General features: G+C 43.4%; 26 protein-coding genes and 1 pseudogene. 6 read left to right on the top strand and 21 right to left on the bottom strand.

Translation table 11 applies throughout. The features are described from left to right. The first annotated feature begins 407 nt into the window (after positions 1–407). From LIZ66_RS08065 to LIZ66_RS08050, 4 genes are all read left to right on the top strand, one after another. Positions 408–1,010 carry a helix-turn-helix domain-containing protein gene (locus LIZ66_RS08065; RefSeq protein WP_456298627.1) on the top strand — a complete coding sequence of 201 codons (603 nt, stop codon included), beginning with the start codon at positions 408–410 and terminating at the stop codon, positions 1,008–1,010. A gap of 254 nt (positions 1,011–1,264) precedes the next feature. After that, entirely contained in the window at positions 1,265–1,447 is a 183-nt protein-coding gene (locus LIZ66_RS08060) for a hypothetical protein (RefSeq protein WP_118660662.1), read from the top strand. Positions 1,448–1,482: 35 nt separating this feature from the next. After that, the gene (locus LIZ66_RS08055; RefSeq protein ID WP_055221194.1) at positions 1,483–1,746 is read left to right on the top strand and encodes a hypothetical protein; all 264 of its coding nucleotides are present in this window, start codon (positions 1,483–1,485) and stop codon (positions 1,744–1,746) included. A gap of 379 nt (positions 1,747–2,125) precedes the next feature. After that, positions 2,126–2,446 (top strand): DUF1540 domain-containing protein, encoded by a 321-nt coding sequence (locus LIZ66_RS08050; protein WP_173718142.1) that lies wholly within the window; start codon positions 2,126–2,128, stop codon positions 2,444–2,446. 114 nt (positions 2,447–2,560) lie between these two features. Here the strand turns inward: LIZ66_RS08050 and ftsZ are convergent, their stop codons facing one another. The 6 genes from ftsZ to LIZ66_RS19925 all read right to left on the bottom strand — a co-directional run bounded on the left by ftsZ (position 2,561) and on the right by LIZ66_RS19925 (position 7,655). Continuing rightward, positions 2,561–3,712, bottom strand: a complete 1,152-nt coding sequence (gene ftsZ, locus LIZ66_RS08045) for a cell division protein FtsZ (RefSeq protein WP_118578243.1) — start codon at positions 3,710–3,712, stop codon at positions 2,561–2,563. 138 nt (positions 3,713–3,850) lie between these two features. Then, positions 3,851–3,967: a DUF6783 domain-containing protein gene (locus tag LIZ66_RS19930; protein WP_368356765.1), complete on the bottom strand. Its 117-nt coding sequence runs from the start codon at positions 3,965–3,967 to the stop codon at positions 3,851–3,853. Then, positions 3,954–5,060, bottom strand: a complete 1,107-nt coding sequence (locus tag LIZ66_RS08040) for a cell division protein FtsQ/DivIB (RefSeq protein ID WP_227200699.1) — start codon at positions 5,058–5,060, stop codon at positions 3,954–3,956. Before LIZ66_RS08040 ends, LIZ66_RS19930 begins: the two co-directional genes overlap by 14 nt. 6 nt (positions 5,061–5,066) lie before the next feature. Then, positions 5,067–6,335, bottom strand: a complete 1,269-nt coding sequence (gene murA / locus LIZ66_RS08035; protein WP_118578203.1) for a UDP-N-acetylglucosamine 1-carboxyvinyltransferase — start codon at positions 6,333–6,335, stop codon at positions 5,067–5,069. Positions 6,336–6,393: 58 nt separating this feature from the next. After that, positions 6,394–7,476, bottom strand: coding sequence for an FtsW/RodA/SpoVE family cell cycle protein (locus LIZ66_RS08030; RefSeq protein WP_118578202.1), 1,083 nt, complete (start codon positions 7,474–7,476; stop codon positions 6,394–6,396). Next, complete coding sequence (locus tag LIZ66_RS19925; protein ID WP_368072590.1) at positions 7,473–7,655, bottom strand: DUF6783 domain-containing protein; 183 nt, start codon at positions 7,653–7,655, stop codon at positions 7,473–7,475. The genes LIZ66_RS08030 and LIZ66_RS19925 overlap by 4 nt, the downstream gene beginning before the upstream one ends. Here LIZ66_RS19925 and LIZ66_RS19920 point away from each other — a divergent pair. Beyond that, on the top strand, positions 7,605–7,805 hold the full coding sequence (locus tag LIZ66_RS19920) for a DUF6783 domain-containing protein (RefSeq protein WP_408609625.1): 201 nt from the start codon (positions 7,605–7,607) through the stop codon (positions 7,803–7,805). The two genes, LIZ66_RS19925 and LIZ66_RS19920, sit on opposite strands and share 51 nt — an antisense overlap. Here LIZ66_RS19920 and murD read toward each other — a convergent pair. The 3 genes and pseudogenes from murD to LIZ66_RS19200 all read right to left on the bottom strand — a co-directional run. Then, positions 7,719–9,074, bottom strand: coding sequence for a UDP-N-acetylmuramoyl-L-alanine--D-glutamate ligase (gene murD, locus LIZ66_RS08025; protein ID WP_148461138.1), 1,356 nt, complete (start codon positions 9,072–9,074; stop codon positions 7,719–7,721). The two genes, LIZ66_RS19920 and murD, sit on opposite strands and share 87 nt — an antisense overlap. 63 nt (positions 9,075–9,137) lie before the next feature. After that, positions 9,138–10,094 carry a phospho-N-acetylmuramoyl-pentapeptide-transferase gene (gene mraY / locus LIZ66_RS08020; protein WP_148461137.1) on the bottom strand — a complete coding sequence of 319 codons (957 nt, stop codon included), beginning with the start codon at positions 10,092–10,094 and terminating at the stop codon, positions 9,138–9,140. Between the two features lie 208 nt (positions 10,095–10,302). Next, positions 10,303–10,482: pseudogene (locus LIZ66_RS19200) on the bottom strand (DUF6783 domain-containing protein); the annotation flags it as partial. Here LIZ66_RS19200 and LIZ66_RS19195 point away from each other — a divergent pair. Further along, the gene (locus tag LIZ66_RS19195) at positions 10,420–10,605 is read left to right on the top strand and encodes a DUF6783 domain-containing protein (protein ID WP_319017121.1); all 186 of its coding nucleotides are present in this window, start codon (positions 10,420–10,422) and stop codon (positions 10,603–10,605) included. The pseudogene LIZ66_RS19200 and the gene LIZ66_RS19195 overlap by 63 nt on opposite strands. Here LIZ66_RS19195 and LIZ66_RS08015 read toward each other — a convergent pair. The 12 genes from LIZ66_RS08015 to LIZ66_RS07960 form a co-directional block, all read right to left on the bottom strand. Continuing rightward, positions 10,539–12,251 carry a peptidoglycan D,D-transpeptidase FtsI family protein gene (locus tag LIZ66_RS08015; protein WP_173716061.1) on the bottom strand — a complete coding sequence of 571 codons (1,713 nt, stop codon included), beginning with the start codon at positions 12,249–12,251 and terminating at the stop codon, positions 10,539–10,541. The genes LIZ66_RS19195 and LIZ66_RS08015 overlap by 67 nt on opposite strands. 128 nt (positions 12,252–12,379) lie before the next feature. Continuing rightward, on the bottom strand, positions 12,380–14,422 hold the full coding sequence (locus LIZ66_RS08010; protein ID WP_227198861.1) for a peptidoglycan D,D-transpeptidase FtsI family protein: 2,043 nt from the start codon (positions 14,420–14,422) through the stop codon (positions 12,380–12,382). Positions 14,423–14,652: 230 nt separating this feature from the next. Next, positions 14,653–15,213, bottom strand: a complete 561-nt coding sequence (locus LIZ66_RS08005; RefSeq protein WP_118578198.1) for a septum formation initiator family protein — start codon at positions 15,211–15,213, stop codon at positions 14,653–14,655. Positions 15,214–15,227: 14 nt separating this feature from the next. Further along, positions 15,228–16,163 (bottom strand): 16S rRNA (cytosine(1402)-N(4))-methyltransferase RsmH, encoded by a 936-nt coding sequence (gene rsmH, locus LIZ66_RS08000; protein ID WP_148461134.1) that lies wholly within the window; start codon positions 16,161–16,163, stop codon positions 15,228–15,230. A 36-nt stretch (positions 16,164–16,199) separates the two neighbouring features. After that, positions 16,200–16,631, bottom strand: a complete 432-nt coding sequence (gene mraZ, locus LIZ66_RS07995; protein ID WP_118578197.1) for a division/cell wall cluster transcriptional repressor MraZ — start codon at positions 16,629–16,631, stop codon at positions 16,200–16,202. Between the two features lie 392 nt (positions 16,632–17,023). Beyond that, on the bottom strand, positions 17,024–18,382 hold the full coding sequence (gene lgt / locus LIZ66_RS07990) for a prolipoprotein diacylglyceryl transferase (RefSeq protein WP_227200700.1): 1,359 nt from the start codon (positions 18,380–18,382) through the stop codon (positions 17,024–17,026). A gap of 29 nt (positions 18,383–18,411) precedes the next feature. After that, positions 18,412–19,509 (bottom strand): redox-regulated ATPase YchF, encoded by a 1,098-nt coding sequence (gene ychF / locus LIZ66_RS07985; RefSeq protein WP_021926448.1) that lies wholly within the window; start codon positions 19,507–19,509, stop codon positions 18,412–18,414. A gap of 247 nt (positions 19,510–19,756) precedes the next feature. Continuing rightward, positions 19,757–20,434 carry a thiamine diphosphokinase gene (locus LIZ66_RS07980; protein WP_195982574.1) on the bottom strand — a complete coding sequence of 226 codons (678 nt, stop codon included), beginning with the start codon at positions 20,432–20,434 and terminating at the stop codon, positions 19,757–19,759. Positions 20,435–20,442: 8 nt separating this feature from the next. Beyond that, entirely contained in the window at positions 20,443–21,114 is a 672-nt protein-coding gene (gene rpe, locus LIZ66_RS07975; protein ID WP_118578194.1) for a ribulose-phosphate 3-epimerase, read from the bottom strand. A 4-nt stretch (positions 21,115–21,118) separates the two neighbouring features. Next, complete coding sequence (rsgA, locus tag LIZ66_RS07970; protein WP_173716055.1) at positions 21,119–21,997, bottom strand: ribosome small subunit-dependent GTPase A; 879 nt, start codon at positions 21,995–21,997, stop codon at positions 21,119–21,121. Between the two features lie 3 nt (positions 21,998–22,000). After that, complete coding sequence (gene pknB, locus LIZ66_RS07965) at positions 22,001–24,244, bottom strand: Stk1 family PASTA domain-containing Ser/Thr kinase (RefSeq protein ID WP_148461130.1); 2,244 nt, start codon at positions 24,242–24,244, stop codon at positions 22,001–22,003. After that, positions 24,238–24,984, bottom strand: a complete 747-nt coding sequence (locus LIZ66_RS07960) for a Stp1/IreP family PP2C-type Ser/Thr phosphatase (RefSeq protein WP_118578191.1) — start codon at positions 24,982–24,984, stop codon at positions 24,238–24,240. Before LIZ66_RS07960 ends, pknB begins: the two co-directional genes overlap by 7 nt. Positions 24,985–25,006: the final 22 nt, after the last annotated feature.

Below are 25,006 nucleotides of genomic sequence, written 5' to 3'. Positions count from 1 at the left end.
GAACGCCGAAAGGCGTTCCCTTTCTTCCTGTGTCTGATCCGTTCTTAACGCTCACGAGCCTTGTAAGGCTCGTGGCTAAACGGAACAGCCCCAGTCAGAAACCCGATTTTCAGTCTGATAGTCCATGCCTATTCATGCTATCAAAGTGAAAATATATCTTTTATATGCTTACTCAAGCGTGTGATTGACCCTATCGTGCTTAATCACTTTATCTGATACGATAATAACGCCATTAGAATTACTTGTCAAGAAGTTTTTGTTGACTTTTTAATATATATTAAGTATGATATGCTTATAAATACCATAAAAAGCAACGAAAGGAGCGGTTATACTAAGTTATGGAGGGTTATATAAAGAAAATCAGTTTCTTAGGAGAGAACATACAAACCATAAGAAAACACAGAAAAATGAAACAACAGGAGCTTGCGGACAAAATCGGTATCAATATGCAGAGCCTTTCCAAGATTGAACGTGGCGTGAATTATCCTACCTTTGATACGCTGGAAAAGATAATGGACGTGCTGGGTGTAACGCCGAATGAATTATTGTCGGGAGAATGGAAGTATATCGACCACACCGAGCCATATATCATGGACGTTATCAAACGTGAACAGGATTTCAATGTTTCCTTAGATTATCTGTCTGAAAATGAATTTTTCAATGACGAAAGAGAATGTAGATTTTACATGGAATATAAACTCATACAGTATATTCATAACTACATTACCAATGAGGTTACGGAGTTGGAAGAACTTATGGAAATCAAGCAGTTGATACAGCGTCAGAAATTAGAACGCATGATGAAAGTGCATAAGGAAATGCGAGGGTTAGACCGATACAGAGAACAGCCCAAAGAGTATAAATACCATGACCCTTATGATGATTGGATATTCCGTCAGCTTGCGGATATTGACAACAGAAATAATATTCCTAATACTTCTCCACAAGTAGACTTTAACGAGGGAGATTATGAAGATTATCTAAAGGCGAAATGGAACAGAGGTCTTTAATTTCCTCTTGCATGGAAGATACAGCAAACAAAAAGCCCAGTAAAGAGTGCAAAGCACCACCAATGGTGGCAAGGCTCTTGACAGGGCTTTTTCTTTTCTGCGGTAGGTAATCAAGAGGAAGAAAGAAAAAGTGTGTTTGTTCAATGCAGAAAATATTCAAAGGGTATGCTGATTTTTATTGTGGCGGATATATGGAACTGTTATAATATGGTATGAAGAAACGGACAAATAATAAGGTGTAAAGGAGTAGTGCTATGAAAGATAAAAACATTTTAAGTTGTGTGGGAATAATTATTTATATTGCTATGTCTGGAATTGATAGATTTGTTTATCATATACCTAATATTATTTATATACCAGTTGCAATTCTTGGTATTGCTTTAATTTTAATTGGCTTTTTCAAAGATAAATTTAAACAAGAAAATTTCGATTTATAGAACTGAAAATTAAAGATTTAGAAAAGGTGGTAAATATGATAGGGCTAATACTTGGTATTATAATGGTGGTTTTAGGTGTATTCAGTATTATTAAAGGTAAATTGCCCCTTATCAAAAGGTATAATGGGGTAAAAAATATAAAGCTACATTCAAGAATTGAGGGAACAGCTACATTGTTAGTAGGAATTATGCTGATTTTTCAATGTTTTATATCACTAGGAAATGTTGAAATTGTTATCATTATTTTATCAATTTGTATTTTTTCGTTGATACTAGAAATTGCATTAAAAGTAATATAAAAAACCCATTTTGACAATTTCATATCCATACACACAAAGCAGTTAGTCTTAGGATTGACTGCTTTTTAATAAAAGACACCGCTTAGGTGTTAAGGGTGTCTTTTTAGTGCTATTTTATTGTCATATCAAGGCTCACTCAATCGTGGTAAATTCGTGGTAAATTGAATAATTTTCTATACTTCAAATTGCTTGAAAGTATAGTGTTTATGCGAATAATCGAAAATTATATATAAAATTTCTTATAAATTTGTGCATATTTTTTGCAGGCACAGGAAAAACTAAGACTGCTGCAGCGGTTTAGTGCCCTCATGAAATACGGTCTGCTGAACAACTGCAAATGTTTGCAAAATCAAGCATACAAAATCAGGAGGTAAAAAACATGACAATTTTAAAATGTTCCGCAACAACCTGTGCTTACAATGAAGATATGCTTTGTTCCAGAGGGGAAATCAACGTCATGGGTGACAGTGCAAAAAGTTCTGAAGAAACATCCTGCGGAAGCTTCCGGGAAAAGAGCCAGGGTGCCATGAACAGTGCCAAAAACAGCTGTGGATGTGAGACCATCCAGATTGACTGCAAAGCCCACAACTGTACCTATAACGAAAACTGTAAATGTACCGCAGCTGCTATTGATGTAGCCGGAAGCGGTGCAAAAGTATGTTCTGAAACAAAATGCGATACCTTTGAATGCCAGTGCTAGAGCGTGTTTGAAAGAGGCTTTCTGCAAAAATTTTTCAAACAGGTTCCAGAAAATAGCCGCAAATTCAAAAACAGCCCCCGCACAAATGTGCGAGGGCCTTTTAATTTCCATTCATTATCTGTTTCTTAAGAAATCCGGGATCTGGATATCTTTCTTCTGAACAGTGCTGGATGGTGTCTTCGCTGTGAATGGTGTAGCATTCATAGTCGGCATGCTGAAAGACGGCATGTTCAGATTCACACCAGCAGACGCTGTAGTGGAAGCAGGTCTCTTATTGGCAAATACAGAGTTGCTTGCCTTATTTCCAAATGGATTGGATGCCTGTGCATTATCAGAAAGGCCTGTAGCAATAACAGTGATTCTCGCATAATCAGCAACAGAATCATCATACATAGCACCAAAGATGATATTTGCATCTTCACCTGTAAGCTCCTGTACATAGCTTGCAGCATCATTTGCGTCCATAAGGGAAATATCACCGGAAATGTTGATGATAACGTGTGTAGCACCCTTGATGGTAGTCTCAAGAAGCGGAGAGGATACAGCCTGCTGTACAGCCTCCATAGCCTTGTCATCGCCTCTTGCCTCACCGATACCAATGTGTGCAATACCTTTATCTGTCATAACAGTCTGAACATCAGCAAAGTCAAGGTTGATAAGAGCCGGCAGATTAATCAGATCTGTGATGCCCTGAACTGCCTGCTGCAGAACCTCGTCTGCTTTACGAAGTGCTTCCGGCATAGTTGTGCGGCGATCTACAATCTCCAGTAATTTGTCATTCGGAATTACAATTAATGTATCAACAGCCTTCTTCAGGTTCTCAATACCTGCAAGTGCGTTGTTCATACGTGTCTTAGCTTCAAAACGGAAAGGTTTGGTCACAACACCTACAGTGAGGATCCCCATTTCCTTAGCTGCTGCTGCGATAACCGGTGCAGCACCTGTACCAGTTCCACCGCCCATACCGCAGGTAACAAATACCATGTCAGCACCTTCGATGATCTGTTTTACTTCCTCAATGCTCTCTTCTGCTGCTTTCTGTCCAACCTCAGGCTGTGCTCCTGCACCAAGACCTTTGGTAATTTTCTCACCGATCTGAAGTACAGTTGGAGCTTTACACAGAGTCAGAGCCTGCTTATCTGTATTCACTCCTACAAACTCTACCCCGCCGATGGCTTCTTCAACCATTCTGTTAACTGCGTTATTTCCGGCGCCGCCTACTCCGATTACAATAATCTTAGCAGAGGATTCCGCCTCATTTGACATTATCTCTAACAATGTACTTCCTCCTTTATTTCTACCTTATATCCTTTATCTTTAATTTCAGCAAATATATATACCAAGCTGCATATAGCTATATCATATATTTTTTTTGTGAATTTATCAACCACTAATTTTGTTTTTTTATACTTTTTTCGCGAAATACGCGATATTTTCCTCAGAGTGTGTTTGAAAAAGGCTTTCTGCAAAATGTGCATCACATTTACAGGAGATTTTCAGACACTCTCTAATATTCCTCATCGTACCCGTCATAACCGCTGTTATTATAGTCTTCGCTGTAGTCCTCACTGTAATCTTCAAGCTCCTCTTCGCTTCCATCTTCACTGGTTTCATTGGGATTGGGACCTACATAATTTCCATCTTTATCCAGCTGCCCATAACCGGTATAGCTTCCATCTTCCATATATCCGCCAAGCCAGCTGCCATTTGCAGCAATACTCTCCTCAGTAGGTCTGGAGCCTACATAGTTTCCGTTCTGGTCATATTCCCCTTCACCGGTATAGTCACCCTCCAGGTCATATCCTCCATGCCAGTTAGCCACTGCATTCTCGTAAGCAACCGCAGTATCCACATCCTCAATCACGCCATCCTCGCCCAGATCCTGCTCGAAGGTAATCGTCTTGGAATTGTCATTTACATTTTCCAGATGAAGGATTCCCTTTTTGCCGGAAAGCTTGGGCAAAATTGCGCTGACACGTGTCATCTTGTCCTCAAGATACTCGTCCTTTCCCAGCATCACCCGGATATCTCCATAAGTCAAGGTAATCTGATAACTAGTGTCAAATTCAATATGATCCGGTATGGCATCGTTCTTCTGGAAAATAGTTGACAGCGCCACCGCAGTGGTAAGCACCGAGCTTCCCTTAATTGGAAGCTTCTCCCCTTCGATCACATGGCTTACTTCAATGCCGTCAAAAAAAGGCACCAGTTCATCCCTTGTATGGGAACTTTCAATAAAAATACCGTTTCTGTCAAAATAAATATAGCTATCCAGATAAGGAATGCAGCCTACCGCCTTCTTTTCCCGGACACTGATGCAGATACTGTTATGAGAAAGCCTGGTAATATAAAAGCCTTCCACAAAAGGCACACCCTCTACGTCCACCCTGGAATGGAGCAAAACTGCAAGAACGGAATTATCCGTAAAAGCCCCCTGCAAAGCCATCTCCTTCACCTGTTCATCCGTGTAACGGGAGGTTCCCATTACCTCCACCTTTGTCACATGAAAATAGGAAAAGAAAAAGACAAGTCCTGCCAGCAGAACTGCCCCCAGGGTACCCAGAATCGCTTTCTTATGTTTTCTATAGATCAGCTTCATTTTCAGTGATTTCATATATTGTTATTCCTGTATCCTTTTTACTGCTGCTCCCAGCGCATTAAGATCCTGGCAAATATGCTCATACCCCCGCTGTACAAAAGAATATCCTTCCAGTACGGTAACTCCCTTAGCCCCAAGTGCTGCCAGGATCAGGGACGCACCGCCTCTTAATTCCTGCGCCTGCACAGCTGCTCCATGTAAAGTCTTTACACCGCAGATTACAGCCTCATTTCCCTGTACGCGGATCCTGGCTCCCATTTTCCGCAACTGGTCAGCTGCTTTATAACGGTCTTCAAAAACCATTTCACGAATGCAACTTTCCCCCTCTATGGTGGAAAGAACTGCCATTACGGGAGACTGCAGATCTGTTGGAAATCCTGGATAAACACCCGTTTCCAGCAGTTTAACAGGACTTTGAACATTTTTTCCATTGACTAATAGTTTACCACTGTTACCTTTATATTGTCCACCCATTTTCCTATATACTTCCAGAAAGGCCTTCAGTTCTCCTTCCGGAGGGTTTTCAAGAACGATCTGGCTTCTGGTTATAGCTGCCGCACAGATATAGGTTCCTGACACAATGCGGTCTGGCGGCACCTGAATGCACCCGGCACTTAGGCTTTTAACTCCCTGGATTCTTATTTCAGAAGTTCCATCCCCCTGTATTTTTGCTCCCATGGAACGCATATACCTGCAAAGCCACTGTATTTCCGGCTCACAGGCACAATTTTCCAATACAGTCTCTCCCTCTGCAAGCACGGCTCCTAAAATGCCCTGCTGGGTAGCTCCCACACTTCTTTTTGAAAAAGAAACCAATGCCCCTTGCAGATGAGGTGCTTCTGCCATCAAAACTCCCTGTTCCTCTGTGACCACTGCGCCAAGCTTCCGAAGCACAAAAAGATGCATATCAATAGGTCTTTTCCCGATCACGCACCCACCTGGATAGCCAAGGCTTCCTTTCCCATTTCTTGCGAGAAGCGCTCCAAGAAGAATCACGGAAGACCTCATCCTCCCTGTAAATTCAAAAGGAACTGACCATTTACCGGCATTTTCGCAGTCCATATACAGATCATGGTCTTCCCACCAGGTCACTGCCCCAAGCTTCTGAAGAATTTCCTCCATACAAAAAACATCCGCGATCCGCGGACAGCCTTTGAGCACACTGACTCCCCGATGTAAAAGAGACGCCGCCATCATAGGAAGCGCTGCATTTTTTGAGCCCTGTATCCGAATACTTCCCTTCAGCTGGTGTCCTCCCTCAATGTAAATCCGGTCATTCAAGCCATTCACTCCTAAAGGGCCTCTTACCTTTTATTGTATGCGAATATTTCTGACTGGTGATAAAATTTCATTTTCTGCTTACGCTCAAAGCCAGCCCCATCTCGCCCAGAAGAAACACCACTGAGGTTCCGCCATAGCTGATAAAGGGAAGCGTGATTCCTGTATTTGGAATGGTGTTTGTCACCACCGCAATATTCAGGATCACCTGAATGGCCATATGGCTCATAATGCCAACGCATAAAAGTGTTCCCTGCAGTTCCCGGCAGTGAAGGGCAATCACCATCAGTCTCCACATAAGAAGCCCAAATATGCCAATGAGAAAAAAAGCTCCGGTCAGTCCCAGTTCTTCGCAGATAATGGAAAAGATCATATCATTCTGGGCTTCCGGCACAAATCCCAGTTTCTGCAGGCTGCTGCCAAATCCTCTTCCGAAAAGCCCGCCGCTTCCAATAGCATAAAGTCCCTGAATGGTCTGAAAACCCTTTTCATACTTCTCCGGATTCCGCCATATGGCAAGCCTTTCCAGACGGTAGCTCTCTGCTGCCAGAAACACTGCGATCACTGCTGCACCAGTCACTCCCATTCCAACAAATCTGGCATATCCCGGATCTGATATAAAAATCAGGATTACACCGATTCCAAGGATTATGATTGCCGTACTTAGGTTATTGGAGCCTACCAGTCCTACAATTGGAAGAAGTGTCAGCATTGTCCTGCACATAAACCAGAAGCCAGCTGTAGTCTTTTTGCTTCCCTGGATCTGCCAGGTGAGAAAAAGGATCACTGCTGCTTTTGCAAATTCCGAAGGTTGAAAAGACAACGGTCCAAAATTCAGCCACCTTCTGGAGCCATTGATTTCCTGTCCTACAAATAAAACTGCTGTAGAAAGTCCCATAGATAAGAGATAAGCAGCCGGTGCCAGCCGAACAAAGAATCTGTAATCTGTCTCTGCTACTATGTACATGGTCATAAGGCCCAGAGCTGTTGCAAAAAGCTGCTTTTTAAAATAATAGGCAGAGTCGCCGAAACGTACTCTGCCATTATATTCACTGATGGAAAACAGCATGACCAGTCCGAATACTGCCAGAAGCAGCACAAGGATCAGTAAGACCGTGTCTGTTTTCGTTTCTTTCTTTCGCTCCCGGATCATAGAGATCTGCTCCTGACGTCCCATGCCTTGGTTAAAGCATATGCCAGATCCGGGTATTCTATGAAATAAATCATAAGTTTCTGTACCTGCCGCCAATCACATTCTGTGGCTACGACAACCGAGTTCGAGTGAAATATACTGCAAAACGGAACGTGCAGATTACAGGAATGATTTTTCAAACAAGCTCCAGAGCATGCCTCCAAAAGGCTTTCTTCAAGATGTACGCTGCAATTTGCGGTATATTACAGTGCTCTCACATACTCCTTAAACATCTGGCCTCTCTGCTCATAATTGTCAAACTGACCCCAGCTTGCGCATGCAGGAGATAAAAGGACCGCGTCCCCGGCGTTTGCCTTATCCGCACACACCTGCACAGCTTCTTTCAGATCCTCACAGAGAATAACATCATGAAAGCCATTCTTCTCAGCCGCAGCCTTAATTTTCTCTTTCGTCTGACCAATAAGTACCAGATACCTTACTTTGCCGTCAAATGCCTGGATCCACTCATCATAGCTGGATTCCTTATCATATCCGCCGCCGATCAGAAGAGTCGGACGGTTCATTGCCTGGATTCCCTTAATAGCCGCATCCGGGTTGGTTCCCTTTGAATCGTTATAATATGCCACACCGTTTTTCTCAGTTACATACTCAATTCTGTGCTCCACGGCTGTAAACTCACAGATACTCCTACGGATGCTATCCATATCAACACCTGCGTAGTAAGCCATGGCCACTGCTGCCATTACATTCTCAAAATTGTGCGTACCAAGAAGCTTCAGTTCCCCTGTTCTCACAACCGGAATCTCCTCTTTCTCTGTACGAAGAATAATCTGGTCTCCTCTCAGGAAAATACCCTGTTCAAGTTCTCTTGCACTGGAAAAATATACAGCCTTTGGCACAATGCTTTTGCCAAATTCACGAAGGATTTCATCCTCATAATTCAGCACACATACATCCTCCGGACCCTGGTTGCTTGTGATCAGCTCTTTCACGCGGATATACTCAGCCATTGTATGATGACGGTTCAGATGATCCTCTGTGATATTCAAAATGGCGCTTACCCTTGGAGCAAATTTCCAGATAGTCTCAAGCTGGAAGCTGCTGATCTCTGCAACCGTGACCGTCTCATCTGTCATCTCCAGTGACTTGGAAGTATACGGAGTTCCAATATTTCCAACAACAAATACAGATGGGCGTGCATCTGACATGATTTTCCCAAGAAGGGCTGTTGTTGTAGTTTTTCCGTTTGTTCCGGTAATTGCAAGAACTTCACCCTTTCCAGTCTGATAAGCCAGTTCAACCTCGCCCCACACAGGAAGTCCCTGATCATAAAAACCTTTTACAATTGGAAGATCTGTGGGAACTCCAGGACTTAATACCACAAGATCCAGGCTTTCCTGAACTTCCTTCGGCAGCTCTCCTGCATAGATGGGAAGTTCATAATTTCCACTGATTTTATGTAATACGCTTTCTTTATCCAGATCTGCTTTTCCATCGTAGAGAACCGGGCAGGCACCAACTGCATTCAGAAGATCAGCTGCGCCGATACCGCTTTTTCCGGCTCCGAAAACCAGAACTTTTTTTCCTTTTAATTCCATGATTTATTTCCTCCTTAATGCCTTGCAATGGATGCCCCGGAATTCTCCCTTTTCAGGCAGCTCTTACAGGGCTAAAAGTCCGATCAGGCACATAATTGCAGTCACAATAGTAAACACTGCAACTACTCTGGCTTCTGACCATCCGCAAAGCTCAAAATGATGATGGATAGGCGCCATTTTGAAAATACGTTTGCCATGTGTTGCTTTGAAATAGGTTACCTGGATCATAACGGACAATACCTCAACCAGATAGATCAGTCCCACGATCAGTATAAACAGAGGCATCTGCAGCATATAAGCCACACCTGCCACAAATCCACCAAGCGCCAGAGATCCTGTATCTCCCATGAACACACTTGCCGGGTATACATTGTAAAGTAAAAATCCCATCAGTCCGCCGATAACAGCACAGGTGACAGGCTCGATACCTGACTGGGTTCCAATGGATACAACCGTGAAAAATACGGCTACGATCAGGGTAACGCTGGTAGCAAGACCATCTACACCGTCAGTAAAGTTTACGCCATTTACCGTTCCGATCACTGCAAAGAACAGCACCGGTACAGCCAGCCAGCCAAGATTCAGATAATGTCCCCCCCAGAATGGAATACGCATGGTCAGAGACACATCTGTATACCGCAGCAGGTAGAAAGTAAAAATACCTGTTACCACTACCTGAAGCAGAAATTTCTGCCATGGAAGAAGTCCGTCAGATCTTCTAAGGACTACCTTCAGATAATCATCCAGAAAACCGATCAGTCCGAATCCCAGAGTCAGGAACAGAACCGGGATAATCTTGGGATAATCTTTTACATAAAACAATGAAGTAATAATCGTGGATATCAGAAAGATCACGCCGCCCATAGTCGGGGTTCCGGCCTTTTTCAGATGCGACTGTACGCCCTCTGTTCTCTCTGTCTGTCCCATTTTCAGCTTACGCAGAAAAGGAATAATAACAGGTCCTAATACTGCACTGATTGCGAAGGAAATCAGTACCGGGATCACAATATGAAATTCCATCCTCACACCTCTTTAATTCTTTCGTTTTTTTCGTTCCAGAGTCTGTTTAAAAAAGCATTCCGCAATCTTCCTCAAATTGTGACACACATCTTGCAGAAACCATTTTCAAACACGCTCTAAACTTTTTAAAGCATCTTATAGTATAAAGCTTTTCCCCTTATTTATCAACCCATAGCTTGGTTTTTGCAAGATAATATCCCCACATTGTTTACTGCTTACTTCGTGACCGGTAACATACTTCTCCTTGCTCACAGCCTGACCGATCACCGAAGCTTATCTTTCTTTTTTCTGATTTAGAGCGTGTTTGAAAAAGACTTTCTGCAAGATGTGCGTCACAATTTGTGGGAGATTTTGCCCGGATGAGGGCGCCGTAGCGGGCTACGGCAACCCAATTCGGGTGAAATCTCCCGCAAAGTGGGGCGTGCAGATTGCGGGAATGATTTTTCAAACACGCTCTAGCACCGCCTCAAAAATATTCTTTATCACAGGTGCCGCAATGGTTCCTCCGTAATACACGCCCTGCGGGTCATGTATAATGCAAAGCCCCAGGATCTGTGGATCTTCCGCAGGCATAAAACCAAGAAAGGAAGAAATATACCGGTTGGCACTTCTTGGCAAAGTCTGGGAAGTAGCCGTCTTGCCCCCCACTGTGCATCCCTCGATCCGGGCATTTCTTCCGGAACCTTCTGACACTACTTTCTCCAGAATTCCTCTTACTGTCTCTGATGTTTTTTCCGAAATAATCCCCGTTTCCACCGGATATTCCAGCTTTCTTCCGCTGGTGCCATCTGAGCTCAGAACGGATACCCCAAAATGAGGTGTGATCCGCCTCCCCCCATTGATCAGAGAACTGACTGTGGTCGCCAGCTGAATTGGCGTAATCTGAAAAGACTGGCCAAAAGCAACTGTTGCCAGCTCCACATTCCCCATATTTTCCATTTTATGCATGATCGTTCCAGCCTCTCCCGGCAGATCTACACCTGTCTTCTTCAAAAGTCCAAACTCCTTGAAATAATGATAATAGTTTTCCACCCCAAGTCTCAGACCCACTTCAATAAAAACCGGATTGCAGGAATTCTGGGCACCTTCCACAAAGCTCTGGGAACCGTGTCCTGTTCTCCTTGCACAGTGAATCCGCCTGTCATCCACCAGCTTATACCCCGGACAGAAAAATCTGTCATTTACGGAAACCACGCCAGCCTCCAGACCTGCAGACATGGTAATGATCTTAAAGGTAGAACCGGGCTCATATGTATCGTTCAGGCAGGGATTTCTCCACATCTGGTTCAGAAGATCCTGTTTTTCCTGTTCATTCAGTCCTGAAGTGTCCACGTCCGTATTCAATATAAAAGGATCGTTCAGATCAAATTCCGGCACATTAACACATACATAAATTTCTCCGTTCTGCGGATTCATAAGAAGTATGGAAACACGCGCAGCCTGTTTTTCTTCCATTACTTTCAGGGCCGCCTGCTGAGCATACTGCTGCAGATCCACATCCAGACTGATTTTCAGGTTTTCCCCTGCCACCGGATCTTCCCTGCTTTCTCCGATCTGGTCGATTTCCACGCCTCTGGCATCTGTTGTGGTCAGGATTTTTCCCGCCTGTCCCTTTAAAATTTCCTCATATTTCACTTCCAGGCCAATTATCCCCTGATTGTCACCGCCTGTAAATCCCAGAACCTTGGAAGCCAGAGATCCGTAAGGATAATACCGCTTATAATCCTCATCCACTTTCACACCATCCAGTTCATACCCACGTATCACATCTCCCACAGATTTTTCCACATTTGTCTTAATTCGTTCAATTGAAGATATTTTTTCAACTTTTTTACGCACTGTGTCAGTATCTATTTCCAACTCTTTTGACAAGACCTCAATAACCTTCTGTGGGTCCTTAATCTGACTGTGAATAACGGAAATAGTACATACAGTTTTATTATCTGCCAGAATCCTCCCTTTTGCATCCAGTATCTGTCCTCTTGCAGCCTTAATGACTCGTTCTCTTTCATGAAGTTCTTCCGCTTTCTGGTAATAGTAATCCGACCGAACCCCCATCAGGTAAACAAGCCTTCCCACAAGTCCCAGAAGCATAAGTGCACATACAAGAAAAACCATCCATATTTTTTTCCTGTGAAAGGTCATGGTTTTTTTCATAAAAAAATCCCCATCTGAAATCATCATAACTAATATATGCTAATTTCAGATGGAGGTATGTGTTGTATTATGGTGAACAGTCCGTTTTTTATTTCCTGCCAATACTATGCCACCTATGGACAGTATTTCTAATCCAGTCCGGCTTCCTCGTTAGTCAGGCCTTCACTCTCCATATTGTTATCCTCAATGGGATCCGTGTTATCTTCCGGAGGTCCCGGAACATTGGTATCAGAAACAGCCTCCGGCAGAGTTTCCCCGGCTGAACCAGTGTAGGAATCGCTGATTCCATCAAGGTTAGCAGATTTTATATACTCTCCGTTTGCATTGATCTGATAACTTCCGTCACTATTCAGCAGGTAACCATTTTCGTCAATCCGATTGCCATCCCAGTCAATGAGGTTGCCCTCTTCATCCACCAGATTTCCATTTTCATCAATCTGACTGTCAGATATAGTATTTACATGACCATTAAATTTCTCCCAAAGCTCTGTCTCCGGAACAGTTCCGTCTGTAGACTGATCGGGCTGAATATTCATGTATGGCAGAAGCTCGGAAAGAATTGCCTGTGCCACATACTGTGGATAAATACTGCTGGCCTGATCCTCTACATTTGGCTCGTCAATTACCACATAAATCAGAACCTGCGGGTCATCAACCGGGGCAAATCCGATAAAGGAAACCACGTATTTACCATTTCCACGGGGGAATTTCTCCGCAGTTCCTGTTTTACCGCCTGAGCTGTAACCCTGTACCTTTGACGTCATACTGGTACCCTGCTCTACACTGGCCTGCATATAGCTTCTGATATCAGCGGAAATGCTGGAAGAAATAGTCTGCTTCTGAAGAAGCGGGCTGATTGTCTTCACAGTTGCACCGCTGGCGTCTTTGACTTTTGTCACAAGATGTGGCTGATAATAGTAGCCGCCATTGATGACCGAACACATTGCATTGATTTCCTGGATCATAGTACAGCTGAATCCCTGACCAAATGCAGAACACGCAAGCTCTGTCTCATGCATGGTATCAACAGTATGCATAATACCATATCCCTCATTTGGAAGATCGATTCCTGTCCGGCTTCCGAAATTGAAAGTACTCTGTGCTTTCAGAAAATTTTCAACTCCCATCTTTGCACCAATCTGCATCATGGCATCGTTACAGGAATTTGCGATTACTTCCGCAAGGGTTTCCATTCCGTGTCCGTAAATATTTGCACATTTGATGGTGGTCATATTTCCTGGCACACCAAAATTCTGGTAACCATCACAATAGAAGGTATCACTGGTGGATATTTTTCCCTGTTCCAGAGCAGCTGCCATAACAATGGGCTTCACAACAGAACCAGGTTCGTAAATGTCGGTTACACAAAAGTTATTCCACATGGCGCTTAGAGCATCCATGGTCTCACTGTCATTCATAGCAGCAATCTCATCTGCTGAATATAAGGAAGACAGATTACGTGGATCATTAAGATCATATCGGTCGCCCCCATCCATGGCAAGGATTTCACCACTTGAAGGGTCTTCCACGATCACTCCTATATTTTTGGCGCCAGTAGATTTCTTAAAGGCATTTACCCATTTTTCCACAATCTGCTGTGTTCCAAGATCAAGGCTAAGCTCCAGACTGTTTCCGTCAGAAGCTTCGATAATGGTTTGCTCCACATTAGAATCATCACTGAAATATCCGTACTGTCGGCCATCAATTCCTGTCAGGCTGCTATTGTAGTAGCCCTCAATTCCATAGTCCGCAGTATCTCGGGAAAAAGTAAATCCCAACGTATCACAGGCCAGCTCATTATATGGATAGACTCTCAGGTAATCTTCTTCAAACCATACACCCTGGATATTGTTTTTCTCCTGAATTTCTTCCCTGGTCATTTCCGTATCATCTGGTATGCTGCAGTAATCCTCGAATGCTTTCTTATCATCCATGGAGACCTGCTTTTTCACGATCTGATACTGACTCTCCCTGGTCTTATCAGAAGTAAGCCTGGTACGGAGTTCTCCTTCATCAAGGCCAAATATGGTAACCAGAGCATTCACCGTAGGATCCAGATAATCCTCATCTGAATTTACAGCTTTACAGTCCAGTACAACATTATACACCTTGTTGCTCGTTGCCAGAATGTTGCCATTTCGATCATAGATTGTCCCTCGTTTCGCTGGCATTGTGCGATTCTGGTATTTTTGCTGAGCCTGACTCAGCACCTGTTTCTTATACTTGTCACCACTTTGAAAATTAATATAAGTGATAACTCCCAATAAAACGATTAAAGCTCCCAATACGCAAAAGAGCAGTATTGACAGCTTTTTTTTCATACTGTGATTTATTTTTTTTATAGGTTTTCTTTTTGTTTTTCTTCTCAGAGTAGTCAATCAAACACCTGCCTTCATTCCCATTACTTCCCGGTCACGTCCTGATACTGTCTTACGTAGCTGCCGCCTTCAGTCGCATAGGTTTCTGTCTGCTGGTTGCTTGGATATTTCATGCCCAGACGTCCGATGGCGATTTTCCGGATTCTTTCAAGGTCAACACTTGAAGTCACCTGGCTCTCATATGCATCGTTGTCTTCTTTCAGCTCGGCCAGTTGGGATTCAAGAGTGGCCAGCTGGCTTCTTTTACTGGTGCATTCTGTTTTCAATTTCAGATAATTAATACTGCAAAACACAATAAGGATACCAAGTGCAGCCAGAAATATGGCAAAATTACGGTTCATATTATTGGCTTTCGCACGGTTTCTCCTGGCTGCCTTACTAAGCGGCTTGTTCCCCCGGACCTGCTGCTCTGGTGTGGTCAGCTCTGGTTTTGCCTTATTTTTACGAACAGAATGCTCTGGCTGACGGTACTCTCTCCGCTCAGGAACTTCCTGGACTTTTCGGACAGTGTTGCCATCAACATACACATTTTGTGGACGTCTTTTACCTGACACAGTATTCGTATGTCTGCCTGTCTCCGCCATTTTTTACCCTTCTTTTAAACTTTTTTTTCAAAAATTCTAAGCTTAGCACTCTTAGAACGCGGGTTTTCTTCCATTTCTTCATCACTTGGAAGAATTGGCTTCCTTGTGATAACTCTCCCCTTGGATTTCTTTCCGCACACACATACCGGAAAATCCGGTGGACAGGTACACGGGTTCTCATTTTTTCGAAAAATTGTTTTTACAATTCTGTCTTCCAGTGAATGGAACGTAATAATGCAAAGCCTTCCGCCATCATCCAGAAGATCAATCATCCCATCAAGTGAATCACGAAGAACATCCAGTTCCTTATTCAGCTCAATTCTGATTGCCTGGAACGTACGCTTAGCCGGATGGCCTCCTGCTGCCTGTATCTTCATAGGTATGGATTCCCGGATGATCTGTGTAAGCTGGCCCGTTGTCATAATGGGGCTCTGCTGTCTTGCTGCTACTATATGTTTCGCGATATTTTTCGCAAATTTATCTTCACCGTAATCGCGGATAATGCGATACAGTTCTCTTTCTTCATAACCGTTAACAATGTCACTGGCAGTCTGTGTCTGTCTCTGATCCATGCGCATGTCAAGAGGTGCATCTACCCGATAGGTAAATCCACGTTCCTCATTGTCCAGCTGATAGGAGGATACTCCCAAATCCAGAACAATACCATCAACCTTGTGAATTCCCCTTGCGGCAAGCTCCTGTACCATGTAACAATAATTGCTGCGAATGATTGTCACCTGGTCAAAGGCGGCAAGCCGTTCACTCGCAGCAATTATCGCATCCTGGTCTTGATCTATACCAATAAATCTCCCCTTGGCAGAAAGTTTCCTGCATACCTCAATGGCATGTCCTGCGCCGCCCAAAGTGCCATCCACATAGATTCCATCCGGCTTAATATTCAGCCCGCCAACGGTCTCGTCCAGTAATACAGATTTGTGTTTAAATTCCATTTCCGTCTCCTGTTGGATTTCTCGCTTATTTTATGCTCAGATGACGATTCCCATGTTCTCCATGTCGGCAGCAATGCTGTCCATATCGTCATAATTGCAATTCTCGCTCCATTTCTCCTTGCTCCAGACTTCTACTCTGCTTAAGTTTCCAGCCAGAATAACATCTTTCTCCAGACCAGCGAACTCACGTAACGTCTGTGGTACGAGAATTCTCCCCTGCTTGTCCAGTTCACATGTTGTTGCACCTGCAACAAAGAAGCGCGAAAAGGCTCTAGCGTCTTTATTTGTAAGTGGTAATGCACGGAGTTTCTCTTCAAAGGCTTCCCATTCATCCATAGGATAAATATAAAGACAACCATCAAGTCCTCTGGTAAGAACAAATTCCTCACCTAAAGGTTCCCGAAATTTCGCCGGGATGATCAAACGCCCCTTCGCGTCGATTGTGTGATTGTACTCGCCCATGAACATAAAAACTCACCTACTCTCGTGAAATACGAGTCTCCCCCTCGTATCTCATGACGGGAAACAAATGGAAGTTCTGCCACTTCGTCCCCATTTGTCACCACTTTTCTCCACTTCCTACCACTTATGAACCCATTCTAACCCATTTGCCCCTAAATTACAAGTGGGAAATTATGAAATCTATTACATAATTCTGTTACAAAGTCCTTACAAACAGCGAAAATGCAGTCAAAAAATTTTTATATACAAATAAATCCTGCCCTGCAGGACTTTTTATATTGCCGGAAATTCCAGCGAAATTACCTATTACACACAAAAAAACGCCACTTCAGTGGGATTCGCTCCCACCAAAATAACGTTTTGTTTAGTCCAGATTCAGGTATCTGACAATCATATGATCAATCTTTCTGCTCATGGGCAGGTTTTTTCGCAAATCTGCGCGGCTGGCTATACAACCATTCATCTTCTTCTGAAGCTGTCGGACCCTTCGCAGCAACAGTTTCTTCTTCAGAAATCCCGGCATTTTCTTCCACATAATTTTCTGTACCGGAAGCTTTTGGAAAGGCTTCCTCCTCAGAAATTTCTTCTGTATCTTTCTCTGAGTCCTTCTCATAGAAATCCTCAGCAACTGAATTTTCCTCTTCCACGATTTTCTCTGTGTTCTTTTCATCCTGAGGATCTTCTTCCGGATGCTCTTCTTCCACAGACGAAGTTTCTTCTGATTCTTCGGAATCATGTTCATAAGCAGATGCTGTTCCGTTATAGACTTCCGGAACACCTGCGGCATCTCCATCTGCAAAAGCTCTCTCCAGTCTGAGCCGGTCTCTGTATTCTTCTGCTTCAGCTTCTCTGGCTGCTCTTTCCTGCGCTTCATAGTCCTGTTCTCTCCTGCGTCTGCGCCTTGCCGCCCTCTTTTTCGCCATGGTTTCTTCCACAACTGCGATCATAGCACAGATTACAAACAGTGCTGCTGAGATCAGCTGGGAAATTCCAACAGAAGTTCCCGGAATCATAAGCTTGTCTGTTCGAAGAAGTTCTATGCAAAATCGTCCGAGACCATATCCTGCCAGATATTTCAGAAATACTTCTCCGTGGAAATGTTTTTTGCGCTTCCACACAAGCATCAGGAGAAACAAAAGCAGACACCAAAGACTCTCGTATAAGAAAACCGGATGTACTTGAATATAAGAAGTTCCACCTATTGTCTCCAGGTTTTCCCTCATTGCAGATGTCACTTCGCTGGAACGCACAGCAGATAAAGGGAGCTGCATTGCAAATATGCTGTTGGTATACTCACCGAAAGATTCCCTGTTAAAGAAATCTCCCCACCTTCCTATTATCTGCGCAATAACGATTCCCATGCTGGCAGTATCTGCCATCTGCATAAAAGATTTTCTGCGCACGCCGCAGTAAATGGCAGCTCCCAGCATTCCTCCAAACAGACCGCCGTAGAATGTAAGTCCGCCATTTCTCACATTAAAGATCTCAATAATATTGCCCTTATAAAGATTCCAGGAACATAAAACATAAAGCATTCTGGATCCGACCACACCCAGAAGCAGGGATATGATCATCATTTCCAGATAATCGTCTTTATTCTCGCCGCAGCGCTTCGCTTCCAGAATCACAATTCCCATTCCCAGAAGCATTCCCAGAGCTATTACAAGGCCAAAAAATGTAATCTCAAATCCAAATATTTGAATGGATTTCCCCACATAATCCAGGTTTATTCCCAGATTCGGAAACTGAATTGACATTTATGCTATCCCTCTGTTTCTATTACTTATCAGACATTGAAACGGAATAAGATCACATCGCCATCCTGTACTACGTAATCCTTACCTTCCATTCTTACAAGACCTTTTTCTCTTGCACCTGCATAGGAGCCACAGTCAAGAAGATCCTGATAGTTTACTACCTCAGCTTTAATGAATCCACGTTCAAAATCAGAATGAATCTTACCTGCAGCCTGCGGAGCCTTGGTTCCAATCTTTATGGTCCATGCTCTGGTCTCATCTTCTCCTGAGGTCAGGAAGCTCATAAGTCCAAGAAGATGATAACTTGCCTTAACCAGCTTCTCAAGTCCTGATTCCTTAAGTCCAAGATCCTCCAGGAACATTTTTCTTTCATCCTCATCCAGCTCGGAAATTTCTTCCTCGATCTGGGCACAGATTACGAAAATCTCACTGTTCTGCTCTGCAGCATATTTTCTTACAGCCTGTACATGCGCATTGTCAGCACCATCATTTGCAAGATCGTCCTCTGCCACATTTGCAGCGTAAATAACCGGTTTCTGAGTGAGCAGATTGTAAGTTCCCATCCATGCTTCCTCATCCTCATTCTCCAGTTCCATAGTGATGGCCATCTTGCCGTCTTCCAGCCACTTCTTGATCTTCTGAAGGAAATCAAGCTCTTTAGCAGCTTCTTTGTCCATGCGGGCAGTCTTGGTAACCTTTGCAATTCTTCTCTCCAGGATCTCAAGATCAGAGAAAATAAGCTCCAGGTTGATAGTCTCAATATCACGGATCGGATCAATGCTTCCATCTACGTGAATTACATTGGTATCCTCAAAACAGCGTACTACATGAACGATTGCATCAACTTCACGGATGTTTGCAAGGAACTGGTTTCCAAGACCTTCTCCCTTAGAAGCGCCCTTTACAAGTCCTGCAATGTCAACAAATTCTATAACGGCCGGTGTCACTTTCTTGGAATGATAAAAATCACCAAGCAGTGCAAGTCTTTCATCCGGCACAGTAACAACTCCCACATTCGGGTCAATGGTACAGAATGGATAGTTCGCAGATTCTGCACCAGCCTTTGTCAGGGAATTAAAAAGTGTACTTTTTCCTACATTTGGAAGTCCAACGATACCTAATTTCATTTTATCCTATTTCTCCTTATTTTTAGGGGCGTTTGACATTTCTTTACGCCATTCTTTTGTTATTATACCACAAACAATAAAAATATGATATATTTCCGGCCCCATATTGTCTTCTCTATACATCTTTTTATTTTAGCATACCCAACTCTTTCCATCAAGACAAAAGCTCTGGACAATCTGATAAATTTGAAAAAACACCTCATATTTCCAATTGAATATGAAGTGTTTCTCTTTTGTAATACATCATTTATTTCAAATCTCTGGACATGATCATAAGAAGACTGCCTTTTTCGTAGAGTACCTTGGCCTTTTCTTCCTGGATCTCGTTGCTAACGGTGCGGCCACAGTTATCTGTAGTAAGGCGGTAATGATCCAATGGGTATTTAAACCCCTTCAAAGTAAGACCTTCAACCGTTTCACCGGCTGCGAAAAAGGAAACATATTTTCCGAATTGACTGTCTTTTCGAATAATATGGCCATTTTCCACAAGACAGATGTAATTCTGAGCATCTGCCAGGATCACATTGACACCCTTTTGTCTGCCATATCCCAAAAGTCCCATGTTTCCAATAAAATGATCCAGTCTTCCACCAGTTGCGCCAAGAATAAGAATATTCTTTGCCCCTCTTCTTATTGCCAGATTTAAAGTAGACTGGGTATCTGTATCATCCTTTTCAGGATTCAGTCTGACAATTTCTGTATGGTCAAGACTCTCCAGATATGCCTTTCCAGCACCTGATAAACTGTCAAAATCACCGTCCACAATATCCGGGACAAGACCTGTTTCCAGAAAGAAATCCAGTCCTCTGTCAGCCGCCAGCAAAAGCAGCTTCTTTCCTTTTCGCTCTTCTTCTATTTTTCTTATAAAATCGAGGGCAAAATCTTTCTGGATCATGCCCCCGCTTACGATTACTGTATCTATCATTCTATCTCTCACTCAATCCTGTCACCAATCTCTTCGATCTGTTTCTGAATATGGCGGACATTCTGGGCAATATCACCGCCGAATACCCAGGATCCGGCAACAAAGATATTGGCACCAGCTTTCATAACAGTCTCTATGGTACCTTCATTGATTCCACCGTCAACCTCAATATCCACATTCAGATTCTCTTTGTCGATCAGTTCTCTCAGTTCCTGAATCTTCTCTGTACACTCGTCCATATATTTCTGTCCGCCAAAGCCAGGCTGAACAGTCATTACCAAAACCATATCCACATCCTCAAGCATATGGCTGATATCATTTACCGGAGTTGCAGGCTTGATGGAAACACCAACTTTCACTCCTGCATCCTTGATACGCTCTATAGTACGTTCCAGATCCTCACATGCCTCAGCATGAACGGTGATGGAATCCGCACCACAATTTACAAAATCCTGAATGTATCTTTCCGGCTCTGTCACCATAAGATGAACATCAAAAAACATCTTGGATTCTTTACGGATGGATTTGATCACCGGCATACCAAAGGAAATGCTCGGTACAAAATCTCCATCCATAACATCAATATGGAGCCATTCAACTCCTTCGTTTTCAAGAATTTTAATCTGTTCGCCCAGACGGTTAAAATCCGCTGATAAAATGGAAGGGCATAGCTGATACATAGTTTTAGTATCTCCTTTTCTCTTTTAATTCCTCATATAAAGCCAGATAGTTGTCATACCGCTGCTGACTAATTTTACCTTCAGACAGAGCTTTCTTCACTGCACAGCCCGGTTCATGAATGTGCATACACCCCTGAAACCGGCATTGCGGCTCATACATTACAAATTCCGGGAAGTAATCCCGAAGCTCCTCTTCCTTCATATCGGTAAGATACAAAGAAGAAAATCCCGGAGTATCCACCAGGAAAGTATTCTTCTCCACCGGGATTACCTGGGAATGTCTGGTGGTATGCTTGCCGCGCTTCAGTTTTTTGCTGATCTCGCCAGTCTCCATCTGCACTTCACCCTGCATACAGTTGGTAATGGAAGATTTCCCCACACCGGAAGGTCCTGCAACTACTGTTGTTTTTCCCTTCAGTATCTCGCGGATCTCGTCCATTCCCTCTCCCTCATAGGTACTGGAAAGCACTACACAATATCCACATCCAGTGTATATTTCGTAAAGCTTTTCCATTTCTTTCTTCTCTCCCACATCTTTCTTATTGAAGCAGATAACCACGGGAATTTTCTGCTGCTCCATCATGATCAGAAAGCGGTCCAGAAGAAGGAAATTAGGCTTTGGATTCTCCATGGCAAAAATCAAAAACGCCTGATCTACATTGGCTACAGCAGGACGGATAAGCGAATTGCGGCGGGGAAGAATGGAAGTTACACTGCCTTCCTTCTCCTCCTCATTCAAAACGGTAATCTCCACATTATCACCTACCAGAGGCTTGAAATTATCCTTTCGAAAAATTCCTTTTGCCTTACATTCGTAAATATTGCCGTCTTCCGCATAGATATAATAGAAACCTGCAATTCCTTTAATGATCTTTCCCTGCATGGATTACTCAACCTTCTCAAAAGTAAGAGGATAATGGCCAAGTTCCTGATAGCTTCCATCAGATTGCTGCTCAGACAGATATAAAGTACCCTCAGCAACTCCTGGTGCACCTGTAATATCCAGCTGATATGGGAAAGTAAGCTGCTGTCCTTCTACCACAGAGCTTGCTTTTGGAGCGCCGCCTACATTCTGAACAAGCTCCAGTCTGATCAGACCTCCATTATATCCGATAGGCGTCTTCAGTTTCTGTGTACATTTCCATACTTCGCCATTTGCTACTGCTGCAGTAGTATCAGAGGAACTCTGATCCTCAGTATTCTGTGAAGAAGTATCCTGACTTCCACTGCTTACAATAAGAGTGATCGTATCGTTATCCGGATCTGCATATACCGGGTTGTCATCTGTATATCCTATAGGATCCTGAGAGATAACAGTTCCCTCTGCAACGTCTGTGCTCATCTGCATTTCCACATTAATATTAATGAATTTGCCAAGCTTGGCAATTGCATCATTCTTCTCCATTCCGGTTACATCTGGCACCTGTACACTGTCACCATAATTAATACCACGGCTGATGGTAAGAGTAACTGTATCGCCTGCCTTGACAGTAGTTCCTGCTGCAGGCTCAGTATCAAGGACACATCCAATGTCTACCATAGAAGACTGACTTTCATCCGGGTAAATCTTATTGATCTGAACCGTTAAGCCCTGGCTTTCCAGAGTTTCCTGCGCCAAAGCGCCATTCTGACCGAACATATCTGTAAGGGTAACGGACTCAGAACCTTTACTTAAATAATAGTTAACAGTTGAATTTTTAGCTACCTTTGTTCCCTGTACAGGATCCTGTGAAGAAATCTTGCCTTTTTCCTGTGTGGAAGCCTCTTCACCTTTGTAGGTCATTCCGATATTTACAGAAGCGCAAAGTTCCTGTGCCTCAGCCTCTGTCTTACCGATAAGATCAGGTACTGGTACCATACCATCATCTTCGTCAGCAGCCTGGGTAACCTGTGCCTGCTGATTCTGCTGATCCAAAGAAGAATCCTTGCTGTCTCCGATCAGACCTGCTGCCTTTCCCACAACAAGAATTACCGCGATCAGAACTGCGGCACCTATGATCAAAGCAATAATACTTCCAGCTACACTGACGCCTCTTTTCTGCTTTTTGATACGTCTTTCTCTCTCTTCCCGCTCTCTGCTTCGTTCACGATCCCGGTTCTTTCTGGAGCCTTTCGAGCTCTCTTCCTTATTATCATACTCGAAATCGTCATCATCATCGTAGTTTGTCTCATTCAGTTCTTTTTCCAGAGTTTCTATATCCGGCTTAAGAGTCTGCTTCGGAGTATGCTTGATCTCTCCAAGCTCTTCATCAGAAATTACAACCGTCTTAGCATCTGTATCTACAGATGTAAGCTTCACAAAATCTCCCTGCGGGTCAATAAGAGAATGCTTCAGATCCTCGATCACATCCTCCATCTTATTATATCTGCGATCCACACTCTTCTGGGTACATTTCATAATGATCTGTTCCAGACTGTACGGCAGATCCGGGGAATAAACACTTGGCGGTACCATCTCTTCCTGAAGATGTTTGATTGCAATGGCAACTGTAGTATCTCCGTCAAAAGGGACACGTCCTGTTACCATTTCATATAAGGTGATACCAAGTGAGTAGATATCACTCTTCTCATCGCTGTAGCCGCCTCGTACCTGCTCCGGTGAGCTGTAATGTACAGACCCCATAACATTGGAGCTGATGGTATTGGAAGAAGCAGCTCTTGCAATTCCAAAGTCTGTTACCTTTACTTTGCCGTCTGTGGAAATAATAATATTCTGAGGCTTCACATCACGATGTACAATGCCGTGGCTGTGTGCTGCCTCAAGTCCCATAGATACCTGAATGGCAATACTGGTAGCTTCCTTTACCGAAAGCTTACCTTTCTTGGAAATATACTCCTTAAGAGTGATTCCCTCGATCAGCTCCATTACGATATAATAAACACCCTCATCATCGCCTACATCAAATACATTTACTATGTTTGGATGGGTAAGACCTGCTGCTGCCTGCGCTTCACTTCTGAATTTCTTTACAAAAGTTGCATCTTCCCTGAATTCCGGCTTCAGAACCTTAACTGCCACAAAACGGTTCAGTTTATGGTCCATTGCCTTATATACGTCCGCCATTCCGCCGGTACCGATTTTACTTACAATTTCATAGCGTTCTGCTATAATCATACCTGTCTTTAACATGTTTCCACCTCATTCGTGAATGGTTCTATCAATATGATTGCAATGTTATCCTTGCCGCCGTTGTTGTTGGCTTCCTGGATAAGAGTATTTCCCTTCCAGGTGATATCCTCATCAGAATTCAATATGATTTCTTCCATTTTTTTGTCTTCCACCATATTGCTGAGACCATCGGAACACATCAGGATCGTACTTCCCGGTTCCAGACGCATATCAAAGAAATCCACGTCTACAGTTTTTTCTGCTCCCAGAGCTCTGGTGATAATGTTTTTATCCGGATGATTTCTTGCCTCCTCAGCAGTGATTTCACCCATTCTTACCATTTCCTGAACCAGTGAATGATCCCTGGTAATCTGCCTCAGCTGTTTATCCACCACATATAGTCTGCTGTCTCCCACATTGGCAACATAAGCATACTGACCTACAATGGTGGCTACTACCATAGTAGTTCCCATTCCACGAAGCTTCTCATCCTTCTGCGCCTGTTCTATAATTTCTGTGTTCGCAGTCTCAATGGCATGACGGATTACCTTTACAGGATTATAATCCGTATCCTCCCTGATTTCATCTACCAGTATCCTGACCGCGTGAGAGGACGCATAATCACCTGCATTGTGTCCTCCCATTCCATCAGCAACAGCAAAGAGGTTCGGGAGATTTCCAACTGTGTCCTGGGAAGCGAACACATAATCCTGGTTCATCTTCCGCTTCATTCCTATATTCGTAGCTGAATATACCCTCATGTCACTTCTCGCTTTCTGTCCT

Source organism: Blautia faecis, assembly GCF_020554845.1.
GTDB lineage: Bacteria > Bacillota > Clostridia > Lachnospirales > Lachnospiraceae > Blautia_A > Blautia_A faecis.
This window is presented reverse-complemented; position numbering and strand designations above follow the sequence as displayed.

Excerpts from the sequence above, each read along its gene's own strand:
- LIZ66_RS08005 (WP_118578198.1), bottom strand. The coding sequence starts at position 15,213 with ATGGCGGAGACAGGCAGACATACGAATACTGTGTCAGGTAAAAGACGT.
- LIZ66_RS08010 (WP_227198861.1), bottom strand. The coding sequence starts at position 14,422 with ATGCCAGCGAAACGAGGGACAATCTATGATCGAAATGGCAACATTCTG.
- LIZ66_RS08050 (WP_173718142.1), top strand. The coding sequence starts at position 2,126 with ATGACAATTTTAAAATGTTCCGCAACAACCTGTGCTTACAATGAAGAT.
- LIZ66_RS07980 (WP_195982574.1), bottom strand. The coding sequence starts at position 20,434 with ATGATAGATACAGTAATCGTAAGCGGGGGCATGATCCAGAAAGATTTT.
- murD (WP_148461138.1), bottom strand. The coding sequence starts at position 9,074 with ATGGAATTAAAAGGAAAAAAAGTTCTGGTTTTCGGAGCCGGAAAAAGC.
- mraZ (WP_118578197.1), bottom strand. The coding sequence starts at position 16,631 with ATGTTCATGGGCGAGTACAATCACACAATCGACGCGAAGGGGCGTTTG.
- LIZ66_RS19195 (WP_319017121.1), top strand. The coding sequence starts at position 10,420 with ATGTGCGTCACAATTTGTGGGAGATTTTGCCCGGATGAGGGCGCCGTA.
- LIZ66_RS08060 (WP_118660662.1), top strand. The coding sequence starts at position 1,265 with ATGAAAGATAAAAACATTTTAAGTTGTGTGGGAATAATTATTTATATT.
- rsmH (WP_148461134.1), bottom strand. The coding sequence starts at position 16,163 with ATGGAATTTAAACACAAATCTGTATTACTGGACGAGACCGTTGGCGGG.
- LIZ66_RS08040 (WP_227200699.1), bottom strand. The coding sequence starts at position 5,060 with ATGAAATCACTGAAAATGAAGCTGATCTATAGAAAACATAAGAAAGCG.
- pknB (WP_148461130.1), bottom strand. The coding sequence starts at position 24,244 with ATGTTAAAGACAGGTATGATTATAGCAGAACGCTATGAAATTGTAAGT.
- rpe (WP_118578194.1), bottom strand. The coding sequence starts at position 21,114 with ATGTATCAGCTATGCCCTTCCATTTTATCAGCGGATTTTAACCGTCTG.
- LIZ66_RS08015 (WP_173716061.1), bottom strand. The coding sequence starts at position 12,251 with ATGAAAAAAACCATGACCTTTCACAGGAAAAAAATATGGATGGTTTTT.
- ftsZ (WP_118578243.1), bottom strand. The coding sequence starts at position 3,712 with ATGTCAAATGAGGCGGAATCCTCTGCTAAGATTATTGTAATCGGAGTA.
- lgt (WP_227200700.1), bottom strand. The coding sequence starts at position 18,382 with ATGTCAATTCAGTTTCCGAATCTGGGAATAAACCTGGATTATGTGGGG.
- ychF (WP_021926448.1), bottom strand. The coding sequence starts at position 19,509 with ATGAAATTAGGTATCGTTGGACTTCCAAATGTAGGAAAAAGTACACTT.
- LIZ66_RS19930 (WP_368356765.1), bottom strand. The coding sequence starts at position 3,967 with ATGAGGAATATTAGAGAGTGTCTGAAAATCTCCTGTAAATGTGATGCA.
- LIZ66_RS08055 (WP_055221194.1), top strand. The coding sequence starts at position 1,483 with ATGATAGGGCTAATACTTGGTATTATAATGGTGGTTTTAGGTGTATTC.
- LIZ66_RS07960 (WP_118578191.1), bottom strand. The coding sequence starts at position 24,984 with ATGAGGGTATATTCAGCTACGAATATAGGAATGAAGCGGAAGATGAAC.
- rsgA (WP_173716055.1), bottom strand. The coding sequence starts at position 21,997 with ATGCAGGGAAAGATCATTAAAGGAATTGCAGGTTTCTATTATATCTAT.
- LIZ66_RS08065 (WP_456298627.1), top strand. The coding sequence starts at position 408 with ATGAAACAACAGGAGCTTGCGGACAAAATCGGTATCAATATGCAGAGC.
- mraY (WP_148461137.1), bottom strand. The coding sequence starts at position 10,094 with ATGGAATTTCATATTGTGATCCCGGTACTGATTTCCTTCGCAATCAGT.
- LIZ66_RS08030 (WP_118578202.1), bottom strand. The coding sequence starts at position 7,476 with ATGATCCGGGAGCGAAAGAAAGAAACGAAAACAGACACGGTCTTACTG.